This window comes from Saccharopolyspora antimicrobica, from assembly GCF_003635025.1.
Taxonomy (GTDB): Bacteria; Actinomycetota; Actinomycetes; order Mycobacteriales; family Pseudonocardiaceae; genus Saccharopolyspora; species Saccharopolyspora antimicrobica.
This window is the reverse complement of sequence record NZ_RBXX01000002.1, coordinates 5783076-5801444: the sequence shown is the minus strand read 5'-3', so window position 1 is coordinate 5801444 and position 18369 is coordinate 5783076. Positions and strand designations below refer to the sequence as shown.

Below are 18369 nucleotides of genomic sequence, written 5' to 3'. Positions count from 1 at the left end.
GTTCGAGCAGGAGCACCGCTACCGGCATACCTACCGCTGCCTGGACGAAATTCTGTGCTGCAGTTGAAAATCTGACGCACTTCCACAATCCCGAACGCCGGCACTCCTTTCCCCGGCACGACCGACGATGAAGGGGCCGGTGGATCACTGGACTGGAGCAAGGTCGTTTGGCGTCAGATCGTCGCGGGTACGGCTGCAGGCGGACAGCACCGACCCGAGGAGGCCAGCGATGCACCTGGACATGACCTCGCACGTGCTCTTCATCATCATCGCCGTCGCGGCCGTCGCCGTCGACGGCTGGTTCATCCGCCGCAGCGGGGTGACCTACCTCGCCGAGGTCCACCCGGACCGCCGCGTGGCGGACTCGGCCAACCGCCTGATCTCAGCGCTGTTCGTCACGTTCATGCTCGGCGTCGTCGCCCTCGCCTCGCTGCCGGCCCTGCCCGCGGGCAATCCCGTGCACCAGGTCATCCTGCGGCTCGGCGTCGTGCTCCTGGTGATGGCGCTCGCGCACGCCACGACGATCTGGTCCTTCGCCCGGATCCGCACCCAGCAACGAAGCCAACGCCTCAACGACGAGATCGCCCGGACCCACGGGCCGGACCTCGCCGACGAACCGACGACCGCTCCGGTGAAGCGTGGTATCCCCGGCTCGTCCGCATAGCCGCTCAACAGCACAGCCGACGTGCGACCGTCGCAGCAGTCGGTCATCACCCGCCGGGTCAGAAGGCCCGGCGGGTGATGGCGTAGGCAGCGCGCTGGACCTCGATGCCGAGCTCCGCGAGGAACTGCTCCAGCGCAAGAAAGCGCAGATCAACGGGCTCTTCACGGCTGCGGTCGGAGAGGTCGGCAGACCGGTCGACCCGCTGCCGGTTGGGCGCCGGGGTTCCGGTCGCCGCTCAGCTGGCCAGCAGCAGCAGTCGTCCTGCCGAGGCGGCTGATCAAGAGGACACGGGGGTGTTCTGGTTGGCCTGGCGGTGGCGGCGGCCGATGTACCAGGCCGCGCCCGCGCACAGCAGCGCGAGAACCGAGACCGCGACCAGCACGTCGGAGGCCGAGGACACCAGACCGGCCAGCAGCAGCGGGCCGCACAGCCCGCCGAGCCGGTTGTACAGCGACACCGTGCCGGTGGCGCGGCCCCGGCCCGTCGAGTCCGCGAGGTCCGCGGCGATCGGCAGGAACACCGCGGCCATCGTGTTCACCGCGAACAGCGCGGCCACCAGCGCCAGCGCGCTGACCCAGGCGGCCGCCGACACCGCTCCGGAGCCGGTCAGCGCCAGCAGCAGCACAGCGGTCGCGCCGGCCAGGCCGACCGCCACCCGCACCGGGCCGAACCTGCGGTATCCGAGCATGAACAGCAGGGCGCACGGCACCATCGCCACCGCCGCCACCGTCAGCAGCAGGTTCGCCGTGCCCACCGGCACCCCGCCCGCCCTGGCCAGGCTCGGCACCCAGGTCGTCAGACCGAAGGTGAGCACTCCGATCAGCAGGGCGTACGCCCGCTGCAGCCCCGTGGTGAGCGTCCGGGCGTGCTGCGGGCGGGACGCCTCCACCTCCGGGGCCGGGGCCCGCTCGCGGCTCCAGTCCGGGATGAACGGAGTCAGCAGCACCAGGACCAGACCGGTGGGCGCACCGATCAGCCACAGCACCCGCCAGCCGAACACGGGCTCCAGCCACAGCGCCGAGCCCGCCGCCACCAGGTAGCCGACCGCCGTGGCCACCACCGACAGCGCCACCACGACCGAACCCCGGGAACGACCGCCGATGGCCTCGGTCAGCAGGGTGATCAGCAGCGGGGCGAGCCCGCCGACCGCGACCCCCATCAGCGCGCACATGACGATGTTCCCGGCGAAGGTCGGCATCGTCCCGCACATGCTGGTGGCGGTGAACCCCAGCGTCGCGATCAGGTAGGCGGCCCGCCGCCCGATCCGGTCGGACATGATCCCGAACAGCACCGCACCGGTCGCCGTTCCGCTCAGCCCGGCCACCGCCAGCAGCGACGCGGTTCCCGCCGCCAGCCCGTACTCCTCGCGCATGCCCGGGATGACGAACCCGAGCGTGGAGGTCTTGCTGATGTCGATGGTCAGCGCAGCCGTGCCGATCACGCCGACGAGGATCCGGCCGCGCGAGGAACCCCGCGCCTTGGCCGCCGCCCGTCCGCGGCCGACCGCACCGATGAGCACGATCACCAGCCCGGCACCGGCGACGAACATCTCCGGCATGTGCGACAGCGGCATCCCCATCAGCGGATCGGATGCCGAGGACCGGACCATCGGCATGGACATCCCCGGCATCGACGAGTCCATCGTGAACGCGTTGACGAATCCGACGGACGACGACACCAGGACGATCGCCGTCCCGAACAGCAGGAGCAGGTTGGACATCGTCCTGGTGTCGTCGTTTCGCTTCTCTAGCACGGACATCGCGTGTGTTCTCCCAGGTTCTCGATGGATCGCCGGACGGTTCCGCGCACGCGGGTACGAGCTGGGAAATGCTTGCGAGAGCGCTGGATCTCGGGTTACGAAGTTCATCCGGGCGCATCGTCGAAACGTGGAAACCCCGACGATGGCCGCTTCGGCAGCACGAGGAACCCGACCTGAGAGACAGTCCACAGAGGATTCTGACGGTGTTGATTCCGGGATTGCCGTACTGCCGAAGTAAAAGTGATCTATCTCTGACCGGGCCAGCCGATCACGACATCGCAGGTCTCGACCAAGTGGTGCATCAGGACCCGGATCATCTGTTCAGGACAGCGAGAGACCCGGGATCGCCGGATCTCGGTCCGGCACCGGCGAGTAGCTCGGTCATGTGCTGCCGGAAGCACTGGTGCGAATGGTCGTTGGGGTCGGTTCCCGGGTCACCGCGCTTCCCGTCCTCGCGTGCGTCGTTGCCCGCCAACCTACCGGCGCCGGTCGCCTGCCGCTTCTTCCTCCGTGCTCGGTCCGGCTGCGGCGGTCACCTTCCGTGCACGGCACGGAGAAAGTAGTCGCACGTCGCCGGGATCGAGACGATCAGGGGGCGGGTGACGGCTCCGTCACCCGAGGCGAATCCGACGACTAGGGGGCGACCTTGAGCGAGAACACCAGCCGCCTGGTCCGGCTGCCCGGCCTCGTGCTGCGTTGCGGCCGGGTCGGCGCCGTCGTGGGCTTCTACGGCCTGGTCATCGCCGGCTCGGCGGTCCGCGCGCGGTTGCGTCGTTCGAAGGACGGGCGGGGCCTGCGCGACGGCGACCGGTGGGTCCGGCTGCTGACCCGCCTCGGGCCCTCCTACATCAAGATCGGCCAGTTGCTGAGCACCCGGCGTGACCTGCTGCCGGAGGCGGTGACCACCCCGCTGGCGCGGCTCACCGACGCCGCCCGGCCGCCTGCCCGGTGGCGCATCGAGCGCACCGTCCGGCGCGCGTACCGGGACCGCCCGTGGCCGTTCCGGTCGTTCGAGTGGCACCCGGTGGCCTGCGGCAGCATCGCGACGGTCCACGAAGCCGTGACCCTGGACGGCCGCCGCGTCGCGGTCAAGGTGCGGCGGCCCGGCATCGAGCGCGTGATGCGGCAGGACTTCGCGCTGACCGCCTTCGCCATGAGCGTGCTGGGCATGCTGCCGAAGCTGCGCAAGATGCCGTTCAAGCTCATGCACGAGCAGGTCGGCGGCGCGATCCTGCGGCAGCTGGACTTTCCGGCCGAGGCCGCGGCCCTGACCACGTTGCGCAGCAACCTCTCCGCGTTGGACGACCTGCGCATCCCGGCGGCCTTGGAGCAGCTGTGCACCGCCGAGACCGTGGTCATGGAGTACGTCAGCGATCTGAAGCGCTTCGAACCCGGTGATCTCGACGTCCCCACCCGGCGCGCGGTGGTGCGGGCGGTGCTGGCCGCGATCTACGAGATGCTCTTCGTCGACGGCGTGGTCCACTGCGACCTGCACCCCGGCAACCTGTACTTCGACCGCGGGGCGAACCTCGTGATGCTCGACGCCGGATTCGTCGTCCAGCTGCCCGACCCGGTGCGCCGGTCCTTCGCGGACTTCTTCATCAACATGGCTATGGGCGATGGACGCATGTGCGCGCAGATCGTGATCGACAGCGCCGCGCAGCTGGCCGAGGACTCCGACCTGGAACGCTTCCGCACCGGGCTCAAGGACCTGGTGGAGCGGGCGTCGGGGGCGCGGTCCGGCGAGTTCGACCTGGCGCACTTCGCGGGCGGGCTGTTCGACCTGCAGCGCCGGTGCGGCCTGTTCCCCGCTCCCGAGTTCGCCTTCCCGCTGCTGTCCCTGCTGGTCATCGAGGGCATGATCAAGGGCTTCGACGCCGACGTCGACTTCCAGGCAGAGGCCCTGCCCGTGCTCCGCCGCCGCAACATCCCCCGTGATGTCCCGTCCGCTGTCGAACGACGAGGGAGTACAGGATGAACGACGCGACCACCCACGTCCGGGTTCCGCTGATCGACGAGAGCCAGGCCGACGGCCGCCTCGCCGAGCTCTACGACGAGGTCAAGAAGGCCACCGACCTGCCCTTCGTCCCGGACATGTTCCGCCTGGTGTCCACCCGGCCCGACCTGCTCGACGCGGTCGTGGCCGGGTACAAGGCGATGTACCTCGGCGGCGTGCTGCCGCGCCAGACCCGGGAGCTGATCTCGGCGTGGACGTCGAAGGTGAACCAGTGCCCGTACTGCGTCGGCACGCACAACTTCTTCTTCCAGGTCTTCGGCGGCCCCGAGGAGATCGCCGAGGCCGTCGAGTCCGCCCGGACCGCTGACGACCTGCCCGTGGACGAGCGCACGAAGGTGCTGCTGCGGCTCCTGACCAAGCTCAGCCGGGAGGCCTACAAGATCAGCGACGAGGACTGGCAGGTGGCGCTGGACGCCGGCTGGACCGCCGAGGAGCTGCTGGAGGCCTTCTTCACGGCCTCGATGTTCAACTTCATCACGCGCATGGTCGACGGCCTGGGCCTGGGCGCTTCCGTTGCGGCGAGCCGGGTTTCGCAGCTGGACCCCGCGGGAGGCGAGTCGTGAGCCCGTCGCGCGCGGTCCTGATCACCGGGGTCAGCTCCCACAGCGGCCGGTCCTCCGGAACCGGCCGCGCCACCGCCCTGCGCCTGCACCGCGCGGGCTGGCCGGTCTACGCCACCGGCCGCAACCTCGACGGCCTGAAGGACCTGGCCGAGGAGGGCATCACGACGCTGCGGGTGGACGTCACCGACGAGGAGTCGATGACCGCCGCCGTGGACCGGATCACCGAGGAGCACGGAGCGGTCGGCGTCCTGATCAACAACGCCGCGTACAGCCTCAACGGCACGATCGGGGAAACCCCGTTGGAGCAGGTGCACCGGCAGTTCGAGACGAACTTCTTCGGGCTGTCCCGGATGACGCAGCTGGTGCTGCCCGGGATGCGCGAGCAGCGGTCCGGCCGGATCGTCATGATGTCGTCGATCTTCGGCCTGTTCGCCACCCCCGGCCGCGGCTACTACCAGGCCACCAAGCACGCGCTGGAGGCCATCAGCGACTCGCTGCGGCTGGAGGTGGCGCCGTGGGGGATCAAGGTGGCGATCATCGAGCCCTCCCCGATCCTCGGCTCGTTCGTGCCGACCACGGTCGGTGATCTGGACCTGGCCACCGACAGCGACCTCTACGCCGACTTCTGGGAGCGCTTCGTGCGGTGGCACGGCGCGTACCGGGAGGTCGACCGGCCCAAGGGCCGGGGCCGCACTGCGGTGCGCGCGGCCAGGGTCGCCGAGGTCGTGGAGAAGGCGATCACGGCGCGCAGGCCGCGGATCCGCTACCGGATCGGCATCCCGGTCCGGCTGCTGGGACCGCAGCGGGCGATCTTCGGCGACCGGGCCTGGGAAGCGTTCGTCACCCGGTTCTTCCCCCAGCCCTGAGCGCGTTCTCGCGCCCCGCACGGCGATGCGGCTCCGGAATCCCTCGGTCCGGAGCCGCATCGCCGTGGCCGGCTCAGCTCTCCCGCAGCCAGTCCGCGGTCCGCTCCCCGATCATGATCGAGGTCAGGTTGGTGTTGGCGCGCACCGTGCTCGGCATGATCGACGAGTCGCAGACGTGCAGGGCCTCGATGCCGTGCACCGCGCCGCGCTCGTCGACGACCGACTCCGGGTCCGAAGCCGGTCCCATCCGGACCGTGCCGACCGGGTGGTAGGCGCTGTCCAGGCTGGTCTTGACGTACTGCCGCACCATCTCGTCGTCATCGATCGTGGCGTCCCGCAACACGACGAAGCCCTGGCCCAGCTTCAGGATGTCGGGGTGGTTGGCCAGCCGCCACGCGGTGCGGACCCCGTCGACGAGCACGTCCACCTCCCGCTCGTCGTCGAGGAAGTTCAGCTCGATCGCGGGCTGGGCCGTCGGGTCGGCGGAGGTCAGCGTGATCCGGCCGCGGGAGCCGGGCCGCTGCGCCACGACCATCACGCCGAGGATCTCGGTGGCACCGGCCAGCATCTGCAGTTCCGGGAAGTTCGCCAGCCCGAAGTGGTTGACCATGTAGTACTGCAGGTCGTTGAAGTCCCCGGACACCGGTGAGGTGGTGCGCAGGATCTCCTGCAGGAACGGCACGGTCGAGTCCGTGGCACCGGGCTGCGGCACCAGGAAGGCGCCGGTCCGCTGGTGGTCGACCAGGTTCGCACCGACCCCGGCCAGGTCGGCGCGGACCTCGATCCCGAGTCGGCGCAGATCTTCGGCCGGACCGATGCCCGAGCGCAGCAGGATCGCGGGCGAGGCGACCGCGCCCGCGGCCAGGACGACCCGGCGGCCCTCGACGAGCTCGAAGGACCCGCCCTCGGCCGCCGCCATGACACCGATCGCCTTCGCACCGTCGAAGACCACCCGGTCGACCGTGGTGCGGGGCCTGATCTCGAGGTTGGCGCGGCCCCGGATCAGCGTGAGGTAGGTGTTTCCGGTCGTGGCGCGGTGCACGGCGTCGGGCCGGGTGGACGGGATCGACCCGATCCCGGTGGACTCCGGGTGGTTGTGGTCCTCGGTCTCGGGGAAGCCCGCTTCCAGGCACGCCTCGACGAACGCCGTCTGCCCCGGAGGCAGCTCCTCGGGCCGCCACCGCCGGATGGGCATCGGGCCGTCGCTGCCGTGGAACTCGCTGTCGCCGAAGTCGAGGTCGTTCTCCAGCTTCCGGAAGTAGGGCAGGACCTGCGAATAGGACCACGACGGGTTCCCGGCCGCGGCCCAGTCGTCGTAGTCGGCGGGAACGCCGCGCAACCCGACCGTCGCACCGACCGCGGACGAGCCGCCGGTGGTCCTGCCGCGCGGATACCGGATCTTGCGGCCGTCGTGGACGTCGGCGCGGAAGGTCCAGTCGTGGTCCACGAACGACATCGAGCGGCCGTAGAAGATGTCCTCGGGCGTCTCCTCCGGCCTGACGTAGTCCGGGCCGCCTTCCAAGAGCAGCACGCGCCGAGCGGGATCCTCGGTCAGCCGGGCCGCGAGCACGACCCCGGCCGAGCCGGCGCCGACGATGATGTCGTCATACTGAGCCGTCATAGCAGTCCTCGAAGGTTGTGTGCGCTTCGGGCGCAGGGATCTGCGACCTCCTGCCGAGCTTCGCACCGGCCGCGATGACCTGGCTTCTCGTGCTTTGCCCCGGTTCCGGCACCGCCGCAGGGGGCAACTCCGGAGAACCGTTGGCACGAACGCCTTCTCCGTTCGTGCTCTCCACGCCGGCCGCAGCGGCGCCGAGCCCAGTACGCAAGCCGGAAGTAGGCAGGCGTCCGGCGCTGCGCCGACCCTGGAGTTGAGAGTCGCTGCGCCCCACCGCAGCGGGACGAAGGGAGCCGACATGACCGCGACAGCCGCGCGCCCGGCGTTGCCCGGACCACCGCGCCGCGCGACGCTGAGCCTGCTGGCCAGGATGGCCCAGGACCGGCTCTCGGTGATGACCTCCGTCGCGCGGCAGTACGGCGACGCGGTCCGGCTGCGCCTGGGCCCCAAGTCGCTGCACTTCTTCAACCACCCCGATCACGCCAAGCACGTGCTGGCCGACAACGCCGCCAACTACGTCAAGGGAATCGGGCTGGCACACGCCAGGCGCGCACTCGGCGACGGGCTGCTGACCAGCGAGGGAGAGCTGTGGAAGGCCCAGCGCAAGACGATCCAGCCGGTCTTCAAGGCCAAGCGGGTCGCAGGCAAGACCGAGGTGATCGCGCAGGAGGCGGCGGGGCTGGTGGCCAGGCTCCGCAGGCACGCCGGCGGCCAGCCCGTCGACATCCGCGATGAGATGACCGGGATGACCCTCGGCATCCTCGGCCGCACCCTGCTCGAAGCCGACCTCAGCGCCTTCGAGTCCATCGGCGAGTCCTTCGAAGCGGTCCAGGACCAGGCGATGTTCGAGATGATGTCGCTGAGCGCGGTGCCGACCTGGGTCCCACTGCCCAAGCAGCGGCGGTTCCGCCGCGCCCGGGCCGATCTGGAGAGCATCGTGACCCGGCTGGCCGACGAGCGCGCCGCGCACCCGACAGCCGACGGCGACGACATCCTGTCCCGGCTGGTCGACGCGACGCAGCAGGAGCCCGACGAGGGTGCCCGGCGCAGGCGGATGCGCGACGAGCTGGTGACGCTGCTGCTGGCCGGGCACGACACCACCGCCAGCACGCTGAGCTGGACCTTCTACCTCCTCGACCGGCATCCCCAGGTGTGGGAGCGGCTGCACGCCGAAGCGGTCGAGGTGCTGGGTGACCGGATGCCCACCTACGAGGATCTGCACCGGTTGAAGTACACCTCGATGGTCCTCCAGGAGGTCATGCGGCTGTACCCGGCGGTGTGGCTGCTGCCGCGCAAGGCCCGCGGGGACGACGAGATCGGCGGGTACCGCGTGGCGGCCGGTGCCGACGTGGTGATCTGCCCGTACACGCTGCACCGGCACCCGGCGTTCTGGGAGGCACCGGAGCGCTTCGACCCGGACCGGTTCGAGCAGAGCCGGGCGGCGGGCCGGCCGCGCTACGCCTACATCCCGTTCGGCGCGGGCCCGCGGGTGTGCGTCGGCAGCAGCCTCGGTCTGCTGGAGGCGACGATCGTGACCGCCTGCGTGGTGCGCGAGCTGCGGCTCGCGACGGTCCCGGGCTACGACGTCAAGGCCGAACCGATGCTGACGCTGCGGGTGCGCGGCGGACTGCCGATGACGGTGCGGGCGATCGGGTGAACACCTGCGCCAGAACCGGAAAACGCGGGCACCGGAATGGAAATCGCCTCCTGGCTGCCGGTCGGGCCGGTAAGGTCGAGCCCCGTTGTTCGGGCTGTGTTCGCTCCCCGATCCCCTGACCTCCCGGTGAAGGAACGATCCGATGCGAAATAGACTTGTCCAGGCCGGACTGCGCGATCTGTCGACCGCTCAGGTGCGGCAGGTGCGCGCCGTGCGCTACCGCGACGCGAGCGGTGACGTGGCCAGGATCTACCAGGAGCTGGAGCGGGATTTCGGCGTGCTCGCGCCACCGGTCGCGTTGCACGCGCCCGCGTCCGACGTGATGGCGGCCAGCTGGCTCACCCTGCGTGAAACGCTGCTGGTGCCCGGAGGGGCGCCACGGTCGCACAAGGAGGCCGTCAGCACCGCGGTCTCCGAGGGCAACAGCTGCCCGTTCTGCGTCTCGATCCACTCCTCGATGCTGGGAGACCTGGTCGGCTACCGCGATGACGCCATCTCCGACCCGGCGGCGCGGGCCGCGGCCGACTGGGCCACCGCGAACGCGGCGCTGGACGGCGGCGTCGGGAAGCCAGTGCCGTTCCCGGTCGAGCAGGCTCCGGAAATGGTGGGCACCGCGGTGGTCCTGCAGTACCTCAACCGCATGGCCAACCTCTTCCTGGGCGAACTGCCGCTGCCGCCCGGGGCGCCGCCCGCCGCGATCGGCGTGGTGCGGCGCGTGCTGGTCGGGCTGATCAAGTCGGCGGAACGCCGGGGCCCGCGGCCGGGAGCCTCGCTGGACCTGCTGCCCGCGGCGCCGCTGCCGCCGGATCTGGCGTGGGCGTCGGGGAACACGGCGATCGCCGAGGCATTCGCGCGTGGTGCTGCCGCCATCGACGAGGCGGGGCACCGCTCGGTCGCTCCGGAGGTGCGCGAGCTGGTGCTGGAGCATCTGTCGCAATGGGACGGTCGGCCCCTCGGCCCGAGCCGCGCGTGGGCGTCCGACGCGGTCGCCGTCCTGCCGGCGCAACACCGCCCGACCGGGCACCTCGCCCTGCTGACCGCGCTGGCTTCCTACCAGGTCGACCAGGCGGTCATCGACCAGTTCCGCGCTCAGTCCCCGGACGACCGCTCGCTGATCGACGTGACCTCCTGGTCGAGCTTCGCCGCGGCGCGGCGGGCCGGGAGCTGGATGACGACCCGGCCCCCGGCGGCGGAACCCGAGTCCCGCCGCCCCGGGCCGTGAGCACCGGTCCTGCTCCACGAGCGGCGGCAGCGGCCTGCGGTGCGGACTTCGGCCCGCACCGCAACGCGAACGCTCCCGGCTAACGGGTGGCTGCCAGTTCGGCCTCGGCCGCGCTGTGGCTGTCCAGCTCGGGCAGTGCGAGCAGGATCGGCAGGTCCAGCAAGCGCGATGGTCTGGTCTCGATGTCCACTTCGGAGGTTCGGCCGGGCCCCGCGGCGACCGGATCGGCGGCCCCGACGAACAGCGGCTGACGCTTCCACGGACGGGGATCGAGGTCGTTGACCGCCACCACGGCGGCCCGGATGAAGTACGGCCGGTCCGGGACCGCGTCGAGCCGGTACGGCCCCGAGCCCTCGCGGACGTCACAAGCGCTCGGGATTCCCTGCGCGATCGGGTCGGTGAAGGCGCCCACGTACACGCGCACCGGAATCCGGCTGTCGGGGACGGTGACCCACCCGCTCACCGCTGCCGCCGACCGCCCCTGCACGGGCGCGGAGAACTCCGGCAGGGACAGGATTCCCTTGTGCGAGAGCGAGCGGTAGCGGGCCGGTGAGACACCGACGCTGCGGGTGAAGCGGCTGGTGAACGTGCCCAGGCTGCTGTAGCCCACCCGGTGGGAGATCTCGGTGACGCTCAACGAGGTCTCCAGCAGCAGTTCCTTGGCCTTGGTGAGCCGGATCGCGGTGAGGAACCGCCCTGGCGAGGTCCCGGTCAGCGACCGGAACACCCTGGAGAAGTAGAACTTGCTGTAGATCGCGGTGTCGGCGATGTCGGCCAGCGACAGCGATTCGTGGTAGCGGTTCCACATTGCGTCGATTGCGCGTTCTACCGCGGCCTGCACAACCGATCCTCCGTTCGCTGAAGTGACAACGGTGTTGAACTGGGCGGCGCGCAGCCGGTTCGACCGCGTTCGCCGACGCCGTGCGCACGGGTTCCCGAGGAGATCAGCACTGCCCCAGCGCTCGGAACTCCTCGGCGATGCGCCGGCGCCACACCGTGTAGGCGGGGACGTCGCCGCCGACCGGGCCGTCCGGCTGGTTGCGGAGGCTGACGTCGGTTGCGTCGGCCACGCTCATCCCGCACAACACCCGGGTCGCCAGCTCGTTGTGCGGCACGACGAGTCCGGCCCGGGAGCGCGCGGTGGCCGCGAACGCACTGGCCTGGGCGACGAACGCGCGGTGCTCACCGGCGCGGTCCCAGAACACCTTCAGCTCGCGCTCGTCGACGCCGCCGGCGTAGGTCGCGGCCAGCGCGGCACCGCTGTAGAGGTCGCTGTGCCTGTCCTTCGGGAATTTGTCGATCAGGTTGGCCACGTAGTCGGGATCGGCGCCGCCGACGAACCACATGGCGCGACCGATGCCCTGGTCGATGATCTCGTCGATACCGGCCTGCCCGATGTCGGCGGGCCACGGGAAGGACGGTTCCCGGTACTGGCCGTGCACGTACTTGTCCGGGTGGAAGTACGCCTGGTGGAAGCCGTACCCGTCGAGGACGAGCCCGCGCAGCAGGTCGTCGGGCACGTTCGCGGTCACGGCGGGCCAGCGGAACCGCGGCAGTCGCGCCAGCGCCCAGCCGACGCCCACGTAGACCATGTAGCTGTGCGAGCCGGCCCTCCCGGTGAGGAACTCGGCCACGCTCCGCCTGCTGCCCAGCGGGAGACCGTCGCGGACCGCGAAGCCCATCGCCGCGCCTTCGTAGGCGAATCCGCGGAACCGGACGGGCAGCGCCTCGAGCTGCGCCTCGGCGTCGAGCGGGCGGCGGGACTCGGCCGCGTATCCGTATCCGGTCAGGAACATCCGCCCGACGGTCTCCAGCAGCTCGGTCCCCTCCGGGGTCTTCTCGTGGAATCCCCGCACGGACACTTTCGTTTCCGACATGGCAGGTGTCAGAAGTCGACGCCGCAGCGCCCGGTACATGTTGGTCACCGTGTTCTCCGTCGCTGTTGGGTTGCGCGGCGGTTCGTGGCGAGAAACCGCTCCGCAGGTCGACTCGGCACTTTCCCGGACTCCGGAGAGCCGCCGACCGCGCCTGCAACTGCGACGCTAACAGCGGGACAGTTCGCGGTATTATCTCAGAATGCTCAGTTCCAGGGAATTGCGGGGTTCATCGATAAGGGCAAATGCAGATCGACCCGGTCCCCTGCCGCTGAATCCGTTCCAGGCGAATCAGGGGATTCCACGGTTTCGGGTTCCGCATCGAATGGCGGCACCTCGATGCCGACCGGGCCGCGCTTGACAGCAGCAGGCGATGACCGGCCACCGCAACACGTGCATTCCAGCTTCATCTCGACACGTCCACCGCAATCTTCGTGTTCGTACGAAACGGGGCTGTAGGCGGTGGGCGACCAGCGGTCACCCCACGCGGTGAGCGCGATGATGATCGGCTGCAGGTCACGGCCCTTGCTGGTCAGCACGTACTCGGACTGCCCGGCCTCGCCCGGCCGCAGTTCGAACAGGCCGACCTCGACGAAGTCCCGCAACCGCTTGGTCAGGATGTTCGACGCGATGCCCAGGTTGCGCTGGAAATCCGTGAAGCGGGTCGCCCCGGCGAACATCGCGTCGCGGACAATGAGCAGGCTCCACCGCTCGCCGATGACCTCGAGTGTGCGCGCCGCGGGACAGTTCTGACCTGCGTAGTGACGTCCGAGCATGGACCATTCTTCACACAGGGACTTGCGTGATACAAGCCCGCGCGATAGTCTACTTCCGGTAGCTTGCATGATGCAAGTAAGTGTCCGCAGACTACGAAAGCCGAGAGAATCACGTATCCCAGCGAGAACTCCCAGCAGGAAGTCCCCGACGTCACCGGAAACTCCCACGACCGTTCGCCGGAGGAATTCGAAGTGCTGACCGAGAACCCCGGCGATGATTTCACGCATCGAAGCGAGGGCACGCAGAGCTGCCGGATCGAGGCGACGGAGTCCGTCCCCGGCGATCCGGATTCCCGGGTCGTGATGAACAGCTACTTCACCTTCACCGATGACAAGCCCGAGTGGAAGGGCACCACGATCAGCTTCGACGTCTAGGAGCGGGATGACCGGTCGCCCGGTTCCCGGCTGAAGCGCCACGATGCGGTTGCCGCATTACCGGATGCGGCAACCGCCGCAAGCGCGGAAACGTCTGATCATGTTCTTGCACATCGGCGCGCAGTTCACGCTCTCGGCCGACCAGCCGCTTCTGGAACGTCGCGCCACCCCGGATCGGCGCGGGTGTGCGGCTTCGACTGGGCCACCTCCGCGCTGTCGTCCGCCGGGTTCACCGCGGGCGCGCCCTGGTGGCAGCGCCGAGCCGGCGCTGCGCCTGCGAACTCCTCGAACGCCTCTGTCCCGGTTCCCGGCACCTAGAACGGGTGCGGGCAGGAGTCGGTGGCTGCCGTCGCCGTCGCCGAGCCTGGTGCCAACGACGATCAGCTGCGCCGCATCGCCAGGTGAACAGCGAAGTGGTGGACCGTCGTCGGACGGTCCACCACTTGCCGGTTCACGGACGGTCGTCAGCGCCTGAGCGTCGACCAGGTGCTCAGATGAGGTGGGTGTTGGGTTCGAGGCCGCAGAGCACGCGGCCGTAGAGCTCGAGGTTGGTGTTGGGGTGCAGGAGACCGTGCTGGTGGACCGTGTGGATGTCGCGGTGGATGCGCTGCATCGGCACCTTGGAGTAGATGGACGATCCACCGCTGGCGGTGTTGAGGACGTCCACGGCTTCGGTCGCGCGGAGGGTTGCCGCGCCCATGTCGATCCGGGCCAGGGCCCGCTCTTCCATCGTCCAGGCCTCGCCCGCCGGGGTCTTGGTGTCCAGGCGCTGGGCCGCCCGGTGGACGTGGAACGCCGCTTCGTCGATCTTCACGCTGGCTTCGGCGACCTGCAGGTGGGTCAGCGGCGCTTCGATCTGGCGGTCGTAGTTGGTGTAGGTGATCTTGCGGTTGGGCAGGCGCTCGAAGAACGCCTCCCGCGCCGCCTGGGCGATGCCCAGCGACACCGCGCCGGCCAGCGCGGCCGACGACGGCGCGAACGGCGCCTTCCAGATCAGCGACTCGGCGTTGCGGACCGACCGGTGCTGCCCCTGCGTGATCAGCGGCAGCATCGGCACGACCCGGGCCTCGGGCACGAACAGGTCCTTGGCGATGGTCTTCACGCTGCCCGTGCCGCGCATGCCCGCGGTGTGCCAGTCGTCGACGATCGTCAGATCCCCGACCGGGATCGCGATCACGACCGGGACGTAGTCACCGTCCTCAGTGGCCTGCACGGCGGAGTGCACGAACCACTGGCTCTGCAGCACACCGGTGCTGAACGGCCACTCTCCATTGAGGACCACGCCGCCCTCGGTCGGCACCGCCACGCCGTTCGGGCTGACGCTGTTCCCGATCCGCACGCCCGGGTCGGAGAACATCTCGTCCTGCACCTCGTCCGGGAACAGCCCGGCGAGCCACACACCGATCGTCCAGGTGTTCATGGTCCAGCCGACCGACCCGTCAGCACGGGCCAGTTCGGCGATCACGTCGCACACGGTGGCCGTGTTCGCCTCGTAGCCCCCGTAGCGCGCCGGAATGCGCAGCTTGGTCAGTCCGGCGTCGACAATCCCCTGCACGACCTCCTCGTGCAGGATCCGGTTCTCCTCCTGCCACTCGGCGTGCCGGCGGATCAGGTCGACCAGATCCGTCGCCCGGCTGACGAGTTCGGCTCGCGACGGCGCCTCGATGATCGTCATGAAAAGCTCCTCGAAATACGCTGGCAGACACGGTGAATGCGGTTTTTCTTCGGGCTGCGACAAATCTGGCACGGGGCAGATCCGCGCGATTGTTCCAAGTTGCTCAGTTTCCGGCGGTGCTTCCAGGGCGGCCGGACTCGGCGCACGGCCGTCCTGGAAGCGCGGGCGTCGAACGTCAGGACCGCAGGATCCTGTTGTCCTCGCTCGAATCGCCCAACGCGGGCTGGACGGTGGGTCCGAGCGCGACCGGAGCCGCACCGCCGCCGTTGGTCCCGGCCACGGCCGCCTGCTCGGCCTCGAACTCCTCGCGGGCCTTGTTCGAGAAGTGCAGCGACCACAGGAACAGGCCGCGGATGAGGCACACGATCGCGGTGGCCAGGAACAGGCCGTAGGCGATGTGCGCGACCATCAGCAGGCCGTAGATGATCGCGACGCCGGAGCCGAAGGCGATCTGCGATGCCGGTTTCGACGGGGTCGTACCCGGGTCGGTGACCATGTAGTTGGTGTAGAGCACGAACGCGATGCCGGTCATCATCGCCAGGCCGGCCGGGATCGAGGTGTCGAAGATGATGCCGCGGACCACGGCCTGCAGGACGAACGTGACCAGCCAGGCACCGATCAGCCACAGCCTGCCGGTGAGCTTGCCGTTGAGGATGGTGCCCGCGATCACGATGATCGCCGGGATCAGCCAGTCGACCCAGCCCTCGACGTGCTCGCTGAAGTGGTACGGCGGTGCGATGCTCATCCACGGGAAGAGCAGCAGCAGCACCGTGATCCCCCAGTTCGAGGGGTTCATGAAGTGGCGCATCCGGCCCCGCACCGGGGCGCGCAGCACCCACTTGGTGCCCACCGCGACGACCACGCCGAAGATCAGCACCCACAGCCGGTCGTTGACGTAGATCAGCATGTTCATCGCCAGGCTGGTGATGTGGGCGGGGTAGAGGAACTCCACGATGCCGCGGACGCCCCGGCCGGTGAACCGCGGTGCCCGGCCCTCGACCCGCGCCCCGATGACCTCCAGGACGATCTCGGTGATGTATCCGGTGGCCAGCGCGATGAACGGCCAGGTCCACGGTTGCTCGAAGCCCAGCAGCGCGTACCCGATGATGTTGAACACCGTGATCGAGATCGCGAAGTTGCGCAGCGCCTTGGTGACCTTCTGGTCGTGACGGGGCGGCGCCGCGGTGCTCGTGGTGTTGTCTGCCATGTCGTTCACTTCTCCTTGGCCTGCTCGCCGAGCTGGAGCGAGTGCCAGCCGGGGGTCAACTTCAGTTCCTGCTCGTGGAGCCGCCCGGTGCGGTCACGCCACTTGAGGTGAACCTGGACCGGGCCGGTGACGCCGTCGCCGAGGCCGATGTGCACGTCGTTGCTGCGCTTGCCCGAGTGGCCGCTGCCGCCGTCGACGCGGCCCAGGAGCTTTCGCCCGTCCGGCGTGGTCACGGTCACCTGGGCGCCGACCACCGGCGAGCCGGCCGCGGGGGTGGCCCCGTCGGCACTGGGCGAGTCGTGGGTGAGCCGCAGCCCCAGGAAGGACCCGGGTGCGGGCGCCTGGTTCTGGTAGAACACCGGCTGGTCCCACTGCCGGGCGACGGCGAAGTCGAGCTTGCCGTCCCCGTCGGTGTCACCCGTGGCGATGCCGCGGGTGGGCACGGGCACGTCGAGTCCGAGCTCACCGGCCAGGTTGGCGTAAGCGCCGTCGCCGATCGGCGAGTAGAACGCCAGCCGCTGGGTGCCTCCGATGTCGTCGCCGTGGTTCACCCTGGGCCACGACAGCGGGTTGGACAGCAGCTCGTCGTTGGCGGTCGCCAGCTCCTGCAGCTGCGGCCAGCGGTCGGTCTGGCCCTTGACGAACCCGGTGCTCTGGGCGATCTCCTGGCGGCCGTCGTTGTCGAAGTCGCCCATCTTGACGTCCCAGCCCCAGCCGGACCACGCGGTACCGGCCGGTGCGCTGGTGTCGGTGAACGGCGGCTTGCCCTCGGCCAGCTTGTCGCGCAGGTCGGCGTGGTCCCTGGCCGTGTTCATGAACTGGAAGTTGCTCTCCTGGATGCCCCACGAGGTGGTGATGTTGCTGACGAACATGTCGTACAGGCCGTCACCGTCGAGATCGCCGAAGTCGACGCCCATGCCCTTGAACGAGTCGAGACCGACCTGCTTGGACTTCGGGACGACCGGCGAGCGCACGTCCTCGACCAGGGAGAACTTCAGCTCGCCCGGAGTGGACTGGTTGTAGAGCAGGCGGTCCGGGCCGAAGTCGTTGGCCAGGTACAGCTCCGGAAGCCCGTCGCCGTCGAGATCGTTGGCCGCCGCGGCCAGCTCCCAGCCCTTGGAGACGTCGGTCGGCAGGGCGTCGTCGACCCGTTCGTAGCTGGCGGTCGGGCGGATGCCCGAGGTGCCGCCGGTCCAGCGGAAGAAGTAGTCCTCCCCGCCGTTGTAGGCCGCCGACATCGAGTCGTTCATCGCCACGCCGCCGGAGACCTGGTCGTTGAGCACCGGCCCGTGCGGGAAGTAGTTGGTGATCAGCAGGTCACCGTGCCCGTCGCCGTCGAAGTCGTCGAAGGCCACGGCGTTGGAGTTCCACTGCGGACCGTCGTAGACCGGGCCGCTCACGCCGGGGACCAGTTCGGTCGGGGCGAAGGCGGCGTTGTTCAACGCGGTGGCGTCGGTCCTGGCGAGGAAGAGCACTGGTGTCCGGCCCCAGTAGTAGACCATCAGGTCGGTGCGACCGTCCTCGTTGAAGTCGCCTGCCAGGCACCCCATCGGTGCGATGTGCTCGTTCATCGGCAGCGAGTGCGACAGCGCGAACGGCGCGTACCGGTCCGCTTTCGCGTCCGGTGCGGGGGTGACCACGACCTGGTCGATCCGGGGATCGGTGACGCACAGGTCGTTGGGCAGCCCGTCACCGTCGACGTCGTTCATCGCGATCGCGGCGCCGACCGACGAGATCCAGGCGTCGATGTGCTTGTAGTCCTTGTTGACCGCGCGGATCTCCTGCTGCGGGAAACCGCTCGGCATGGCGATGGATTTCGGCGAGAACGCGTAGTTGCCGGCGAGACTCGTGGTATCGGCAGCGGAGGGCGTCGACGGCTGCGCGACGATGAACACGGCAGCCATCAAGATGAGCGCTACGACACCTGTCAACTGCCTGCGTAACCAGCCAGCTGCGGACTTCACTGACCAAACACCTCCAAGAGGACGAATTCGAATTCGCCAAAGCAATGCGTTGCCGCCCGACCCGCATGCGGGCACGTCGCCCTCGCCGACTTCGCCGGGGCGAACTGCCCTGTTCTTCCTGCGCCGCCCACT

Annotated in this window: 15 protein-coding genes; 7 read left to right on the top strand and 8 right to left on the bottom strand. The window is 69.5% G+C overall.

Translation table 11 applies throughout. The annotated features are described in order from the left end of the window. Positions 1-229: 229 nt before the first annotated feature. Positions 230-664 (top strand): hypothetical protein, encoded by a 435-nt coding sequence (locus tag ATL45_RS27715; protein ID WP_093148927.1) that lies wholly within the window; start codon positions 230-232, stop codon positions 662-664. 277 nt (positions 665-941) lie between these two features. Here the strand turns inward: ATL45_RS27715 and ATL45_RS27710 are convergent, their stop codons facing one another. Then, complete coding sequence (locus ATL45_RS27710; RefSeq protein WP_246025582.1) at positions 942-2423, bottom strand: MFS transporter; 1482 nt, start codon at positions 2421-2423, stop codon at positions 942-944. 646 nt (positions 2424-3069) lie between these two features. Between ATL45_RS27710 and ATL45_RS27705 the strand changes: the two genes are divergently transcribed. Genes ATL45_RS27705 through ATL45_RS27695 form a run of 3 tightly spaced genes read left to right on the top strand, consistent with a single transcriptional unit; the run spans position 3070 to position 5869 of the window. After that, positions 3070-4401, top strand: coding sequence for an ABC1 kinase family protein (locus ATL45_RS27705; RefSeq protein ID WP_093148931.1), 1332 nt, complete (start codon positions 3070-3072; stop codon positions 4399-4401). Next, positions 4398-5003 (top strand): carboxymuconolactone decarboxylase family protein, encoded by a 606-nt coding sequence (locus ATL45_RS27700; protein ID WP_093148935.1) that lies wholly within the window; start codon positions 4398-4400, stop codon positions 5001-5003. The genes ATL45_RS27705 and ATL45_RS27700 overlap by 4 nt, the downstream gene beginning before the upstream one ends. Beyond that, the gene (locus tag ATL45_RS27695; RefSeq protein WP_093148936.1) at positions 5000-5869 is read left to right on the top strand and encodes an SDR family NAD(P)-dependent oxidoreductase; all 870 of its coding nucleotides are present in this window, start codon (positions 5000-5002) and stop codon (positions 5867-5869) included. Before ATL45_RS27700 ends, ATL45_RS27695 begins: the two co-directional genes overlap by 4 nt. 73 nt (positions 5870-5942) lie before the next feature. Here ATL45_RS27695 and ATL45_RS27690 read toward each other — a convergent pair whose 3' ends face one another. Beyond that, positions 5943-7490 carry a GMC family oxidoreductase gene (locus ATL45_RS27690; protein ID WP_093148937.1) on the bottom strand — a complete coding sequence of 516 codons (1548 nt, stop codon included), beginning with the start codon at positions 7488-7490 and terminating at the stop codon, positions 5943-5945. Positions 7491-7785: 295 nt separating this feature from the next. On the opposite strand from ATL45_RS27690, the gene ATL45_RS27685 reads away from it, so the two are divergent. Next, on the top strand, positions 7786-9144 hold the full coding sequence (locus tag ATL45_RS27685; RefSeq protein WP_093148941.1) for a cytochrome P450: 1359 nt from the start codon (positions 7786-7788) through the stop codon (positions 9142-9144). Positions 9145-9286: 142 nt separating this feature from the next. After that, on the top strand, positions 9287-10366 hold the full coding sequence (locus ATL45_RS27680; protein WP_093148946.1) for a carboxymuconolactone decarboxylase family protein: 1080 nt from the start codon (positions 9287-9289) through the stop codon (positions 10364-10366). Between the two features lie 79 nt (positions 10367-10445). On the opposite strand, the gene ATL45_RS27675 is transcribed toward ATL45_RS27680, so the two are convergent. From ATL45_RS27675 to ATL45_RS27665, 3 genes are all read right to left on the bottom strand, one after another. After that, on the bottom strand, positions 10446-11174 hold the full coding sequence (locus ATL45_RS27675; protein WP_246025581.1) for a helix-turn-helix transcriptional regulator: 729 nt from the start codon (positions 11172-11174) through the stop codon (positions 10446-10448). Between the two features lie 136 nt (positions 11175-11310). Then, the gene (locus tag ATL45_RS27670; protein ID WP_170210535.1) at positions 11311-12282 is read right to left on the bottom strand and encodes a DUF1702 family protein; all 972 of its coding nucleotides are present in this window, start codon (positions 12280-12282) and stop codon (positions 11311-11313) included. 164 nt (positions 12283-12446) lie between these two features. After that, positions 12447-13016, bottom strand: a complete 570-nt coding sequence (locus ATL45_RS27665) for a winged helix-turn-helix transcriptional regulator (protein ID WP_093148958.1) — start codon at positions 13014-13016, stop codon at positions 12447-12449. 192 nt (positions 13017-13208) lie between these two features. On the opposite strand from ATL45_RS27665, the gene ATL45_RS27660 reads away from it, so the two are divergent. After that, the gene (locus ATL45_RS27660; protein ID WP_093148961.1) at positions 13209-13391 is read left to right on the top strand and encodes a hypothetical protein; all 183 of its coding nucleotides are present in this window, start codon (positions 13209-13211) and stop codon (positions 13389-13391) included. 490 nt (positions 13392-13881) lie between these two features. Here ATL45_RS27660 and ATL45_RS27655 read toward each other — a convergent pair whose 3' ends face one another. The 3 genes from ATL45_RS27655 to ATL45_RS27645 all read right to left on the bottom strand — a co-directional run bounded on the left by ATL45_RS27655 (position 13882) and on the right by ATL45_RS27645 (position 18237). Next, entirely contained in the window at positions 13882-15066 is a 1185-nt protein-coding gene (locus ATL45_RS27655) for an acyl-CoA dehydrogenase family protein (RefSeq protein ID WP_093148966.1), read from the bottom strand. A gap of 175 nt (positions 15067-15241) precedes the next feature. Continuing rightward, positions 15242-16273: an RnfABCDGE type electron transport complex subunit D gene (locus ATL45_RS27650; RefSeq protein WP_121505481.1), complete on the bottom strand. Its 1032-nt coding sequence runs from the start codon at positions 16271-16273 to the stop codon at positions 15242-15244. Between the two features lie 5 nt (positions 16274-16278). Then, positions 16279-18237 (bottom strand): CRTAC1 family protein, encoded by a 1959-nt coding sequence (locus ATL45_RS27645; RefSeq protein WP_093148970.1) that lies wholly within the window; start codon positions 18235-18237, stop codon positions 16279-16281. Between the last annotated feature and the right edge of the window lie 132 nt (positions 18238-18369).

What these genes read in the sequence shown, in the direction of transcription:
- ATL45_RS27685 (WP_093148941.1), top strand. Translation starts at nt 7,786, where the DNA reads ATGACCGCGACAGCCGCGCGCCCGGCGTTGCCCGGACCACCGCGCCGC.
- ATL45_RS27715 (WP_093148927.1), top strand. Translation starts at nt 230, where the DNA reads ATGCACCTGGACATGACCTCGCACGTGCTCTTCATCATCATCGCCGTC.
- ATL45_RS27650 (WP_121505481.1), bottom strand. Translation starts at nt 16,273, where the DNA reads ATGGCAGACAACACCACGAGCACCGCGGCGCCGCCCCGTCACGACCAG.
- ATL45_RS27665 (WP_093148958.1), bottom strand. Translation starts at nt 13,016, where the DNA reads ATGCTCGGACGTCACTACGCAGGTCAGAACTGTCCCGCGGCGCGCACA.
- ATL45_RS27675 (WP_246025581.1), bottom strand. Translation starts at nt 11,174, where the DNA reads ATGTGGAACCGCTACCACGAATCGCTGTCGCTGGCCGACATCGCCGAC.
- ATL45_RS27670 (WP_170210535.1), bottom strand. Translation starts at nt 12,282, where the DNA reads ATGTACCGGGCGCTGCGGCGTCGACTTCTGACACCTGCCATGTCGGAA.
- ATL45_RS27710 (WP_246025582.1), bottom strand. Translation starts at nt 2,423, where the DNA reads ATGTCCGTGCTAGAGAAGCGAAACGACGACACCAGGACGATGTCCAAC.
- ATL45_RS27700 (WP_093148935.1), top strand. Translation starts at nt 4,398, where the DNA reads ATGAACGACGCGACCACCCACGTCCGGGTTCCGCTGATCGACGAGAGC.
- ATL45_RS27680 (WP_093148946.1), top strand. Translation starts at nt 9,287, where the DNA reads ATGCGAAATAGACTTGTCCAGGCCGGACTGCGCGATCTGTCGACCGCT.
- ATL45_RS27690 (WP_093148937.1), bottom strand. Translation starts at nt 7,490, where the DNA reads ATGACGGCTCAGTATGACGACATCATCGTCGGCGCCGGCTCGGCCGGG.
- ATL45_RS27655 (WP_093148966.1), bottom strand. Translation starts at nt 15,066, where the DNA reads ATGACGATCATCGAGGCGCCGTCGCGAGCCGAACTCGTCAGCCGGGCG.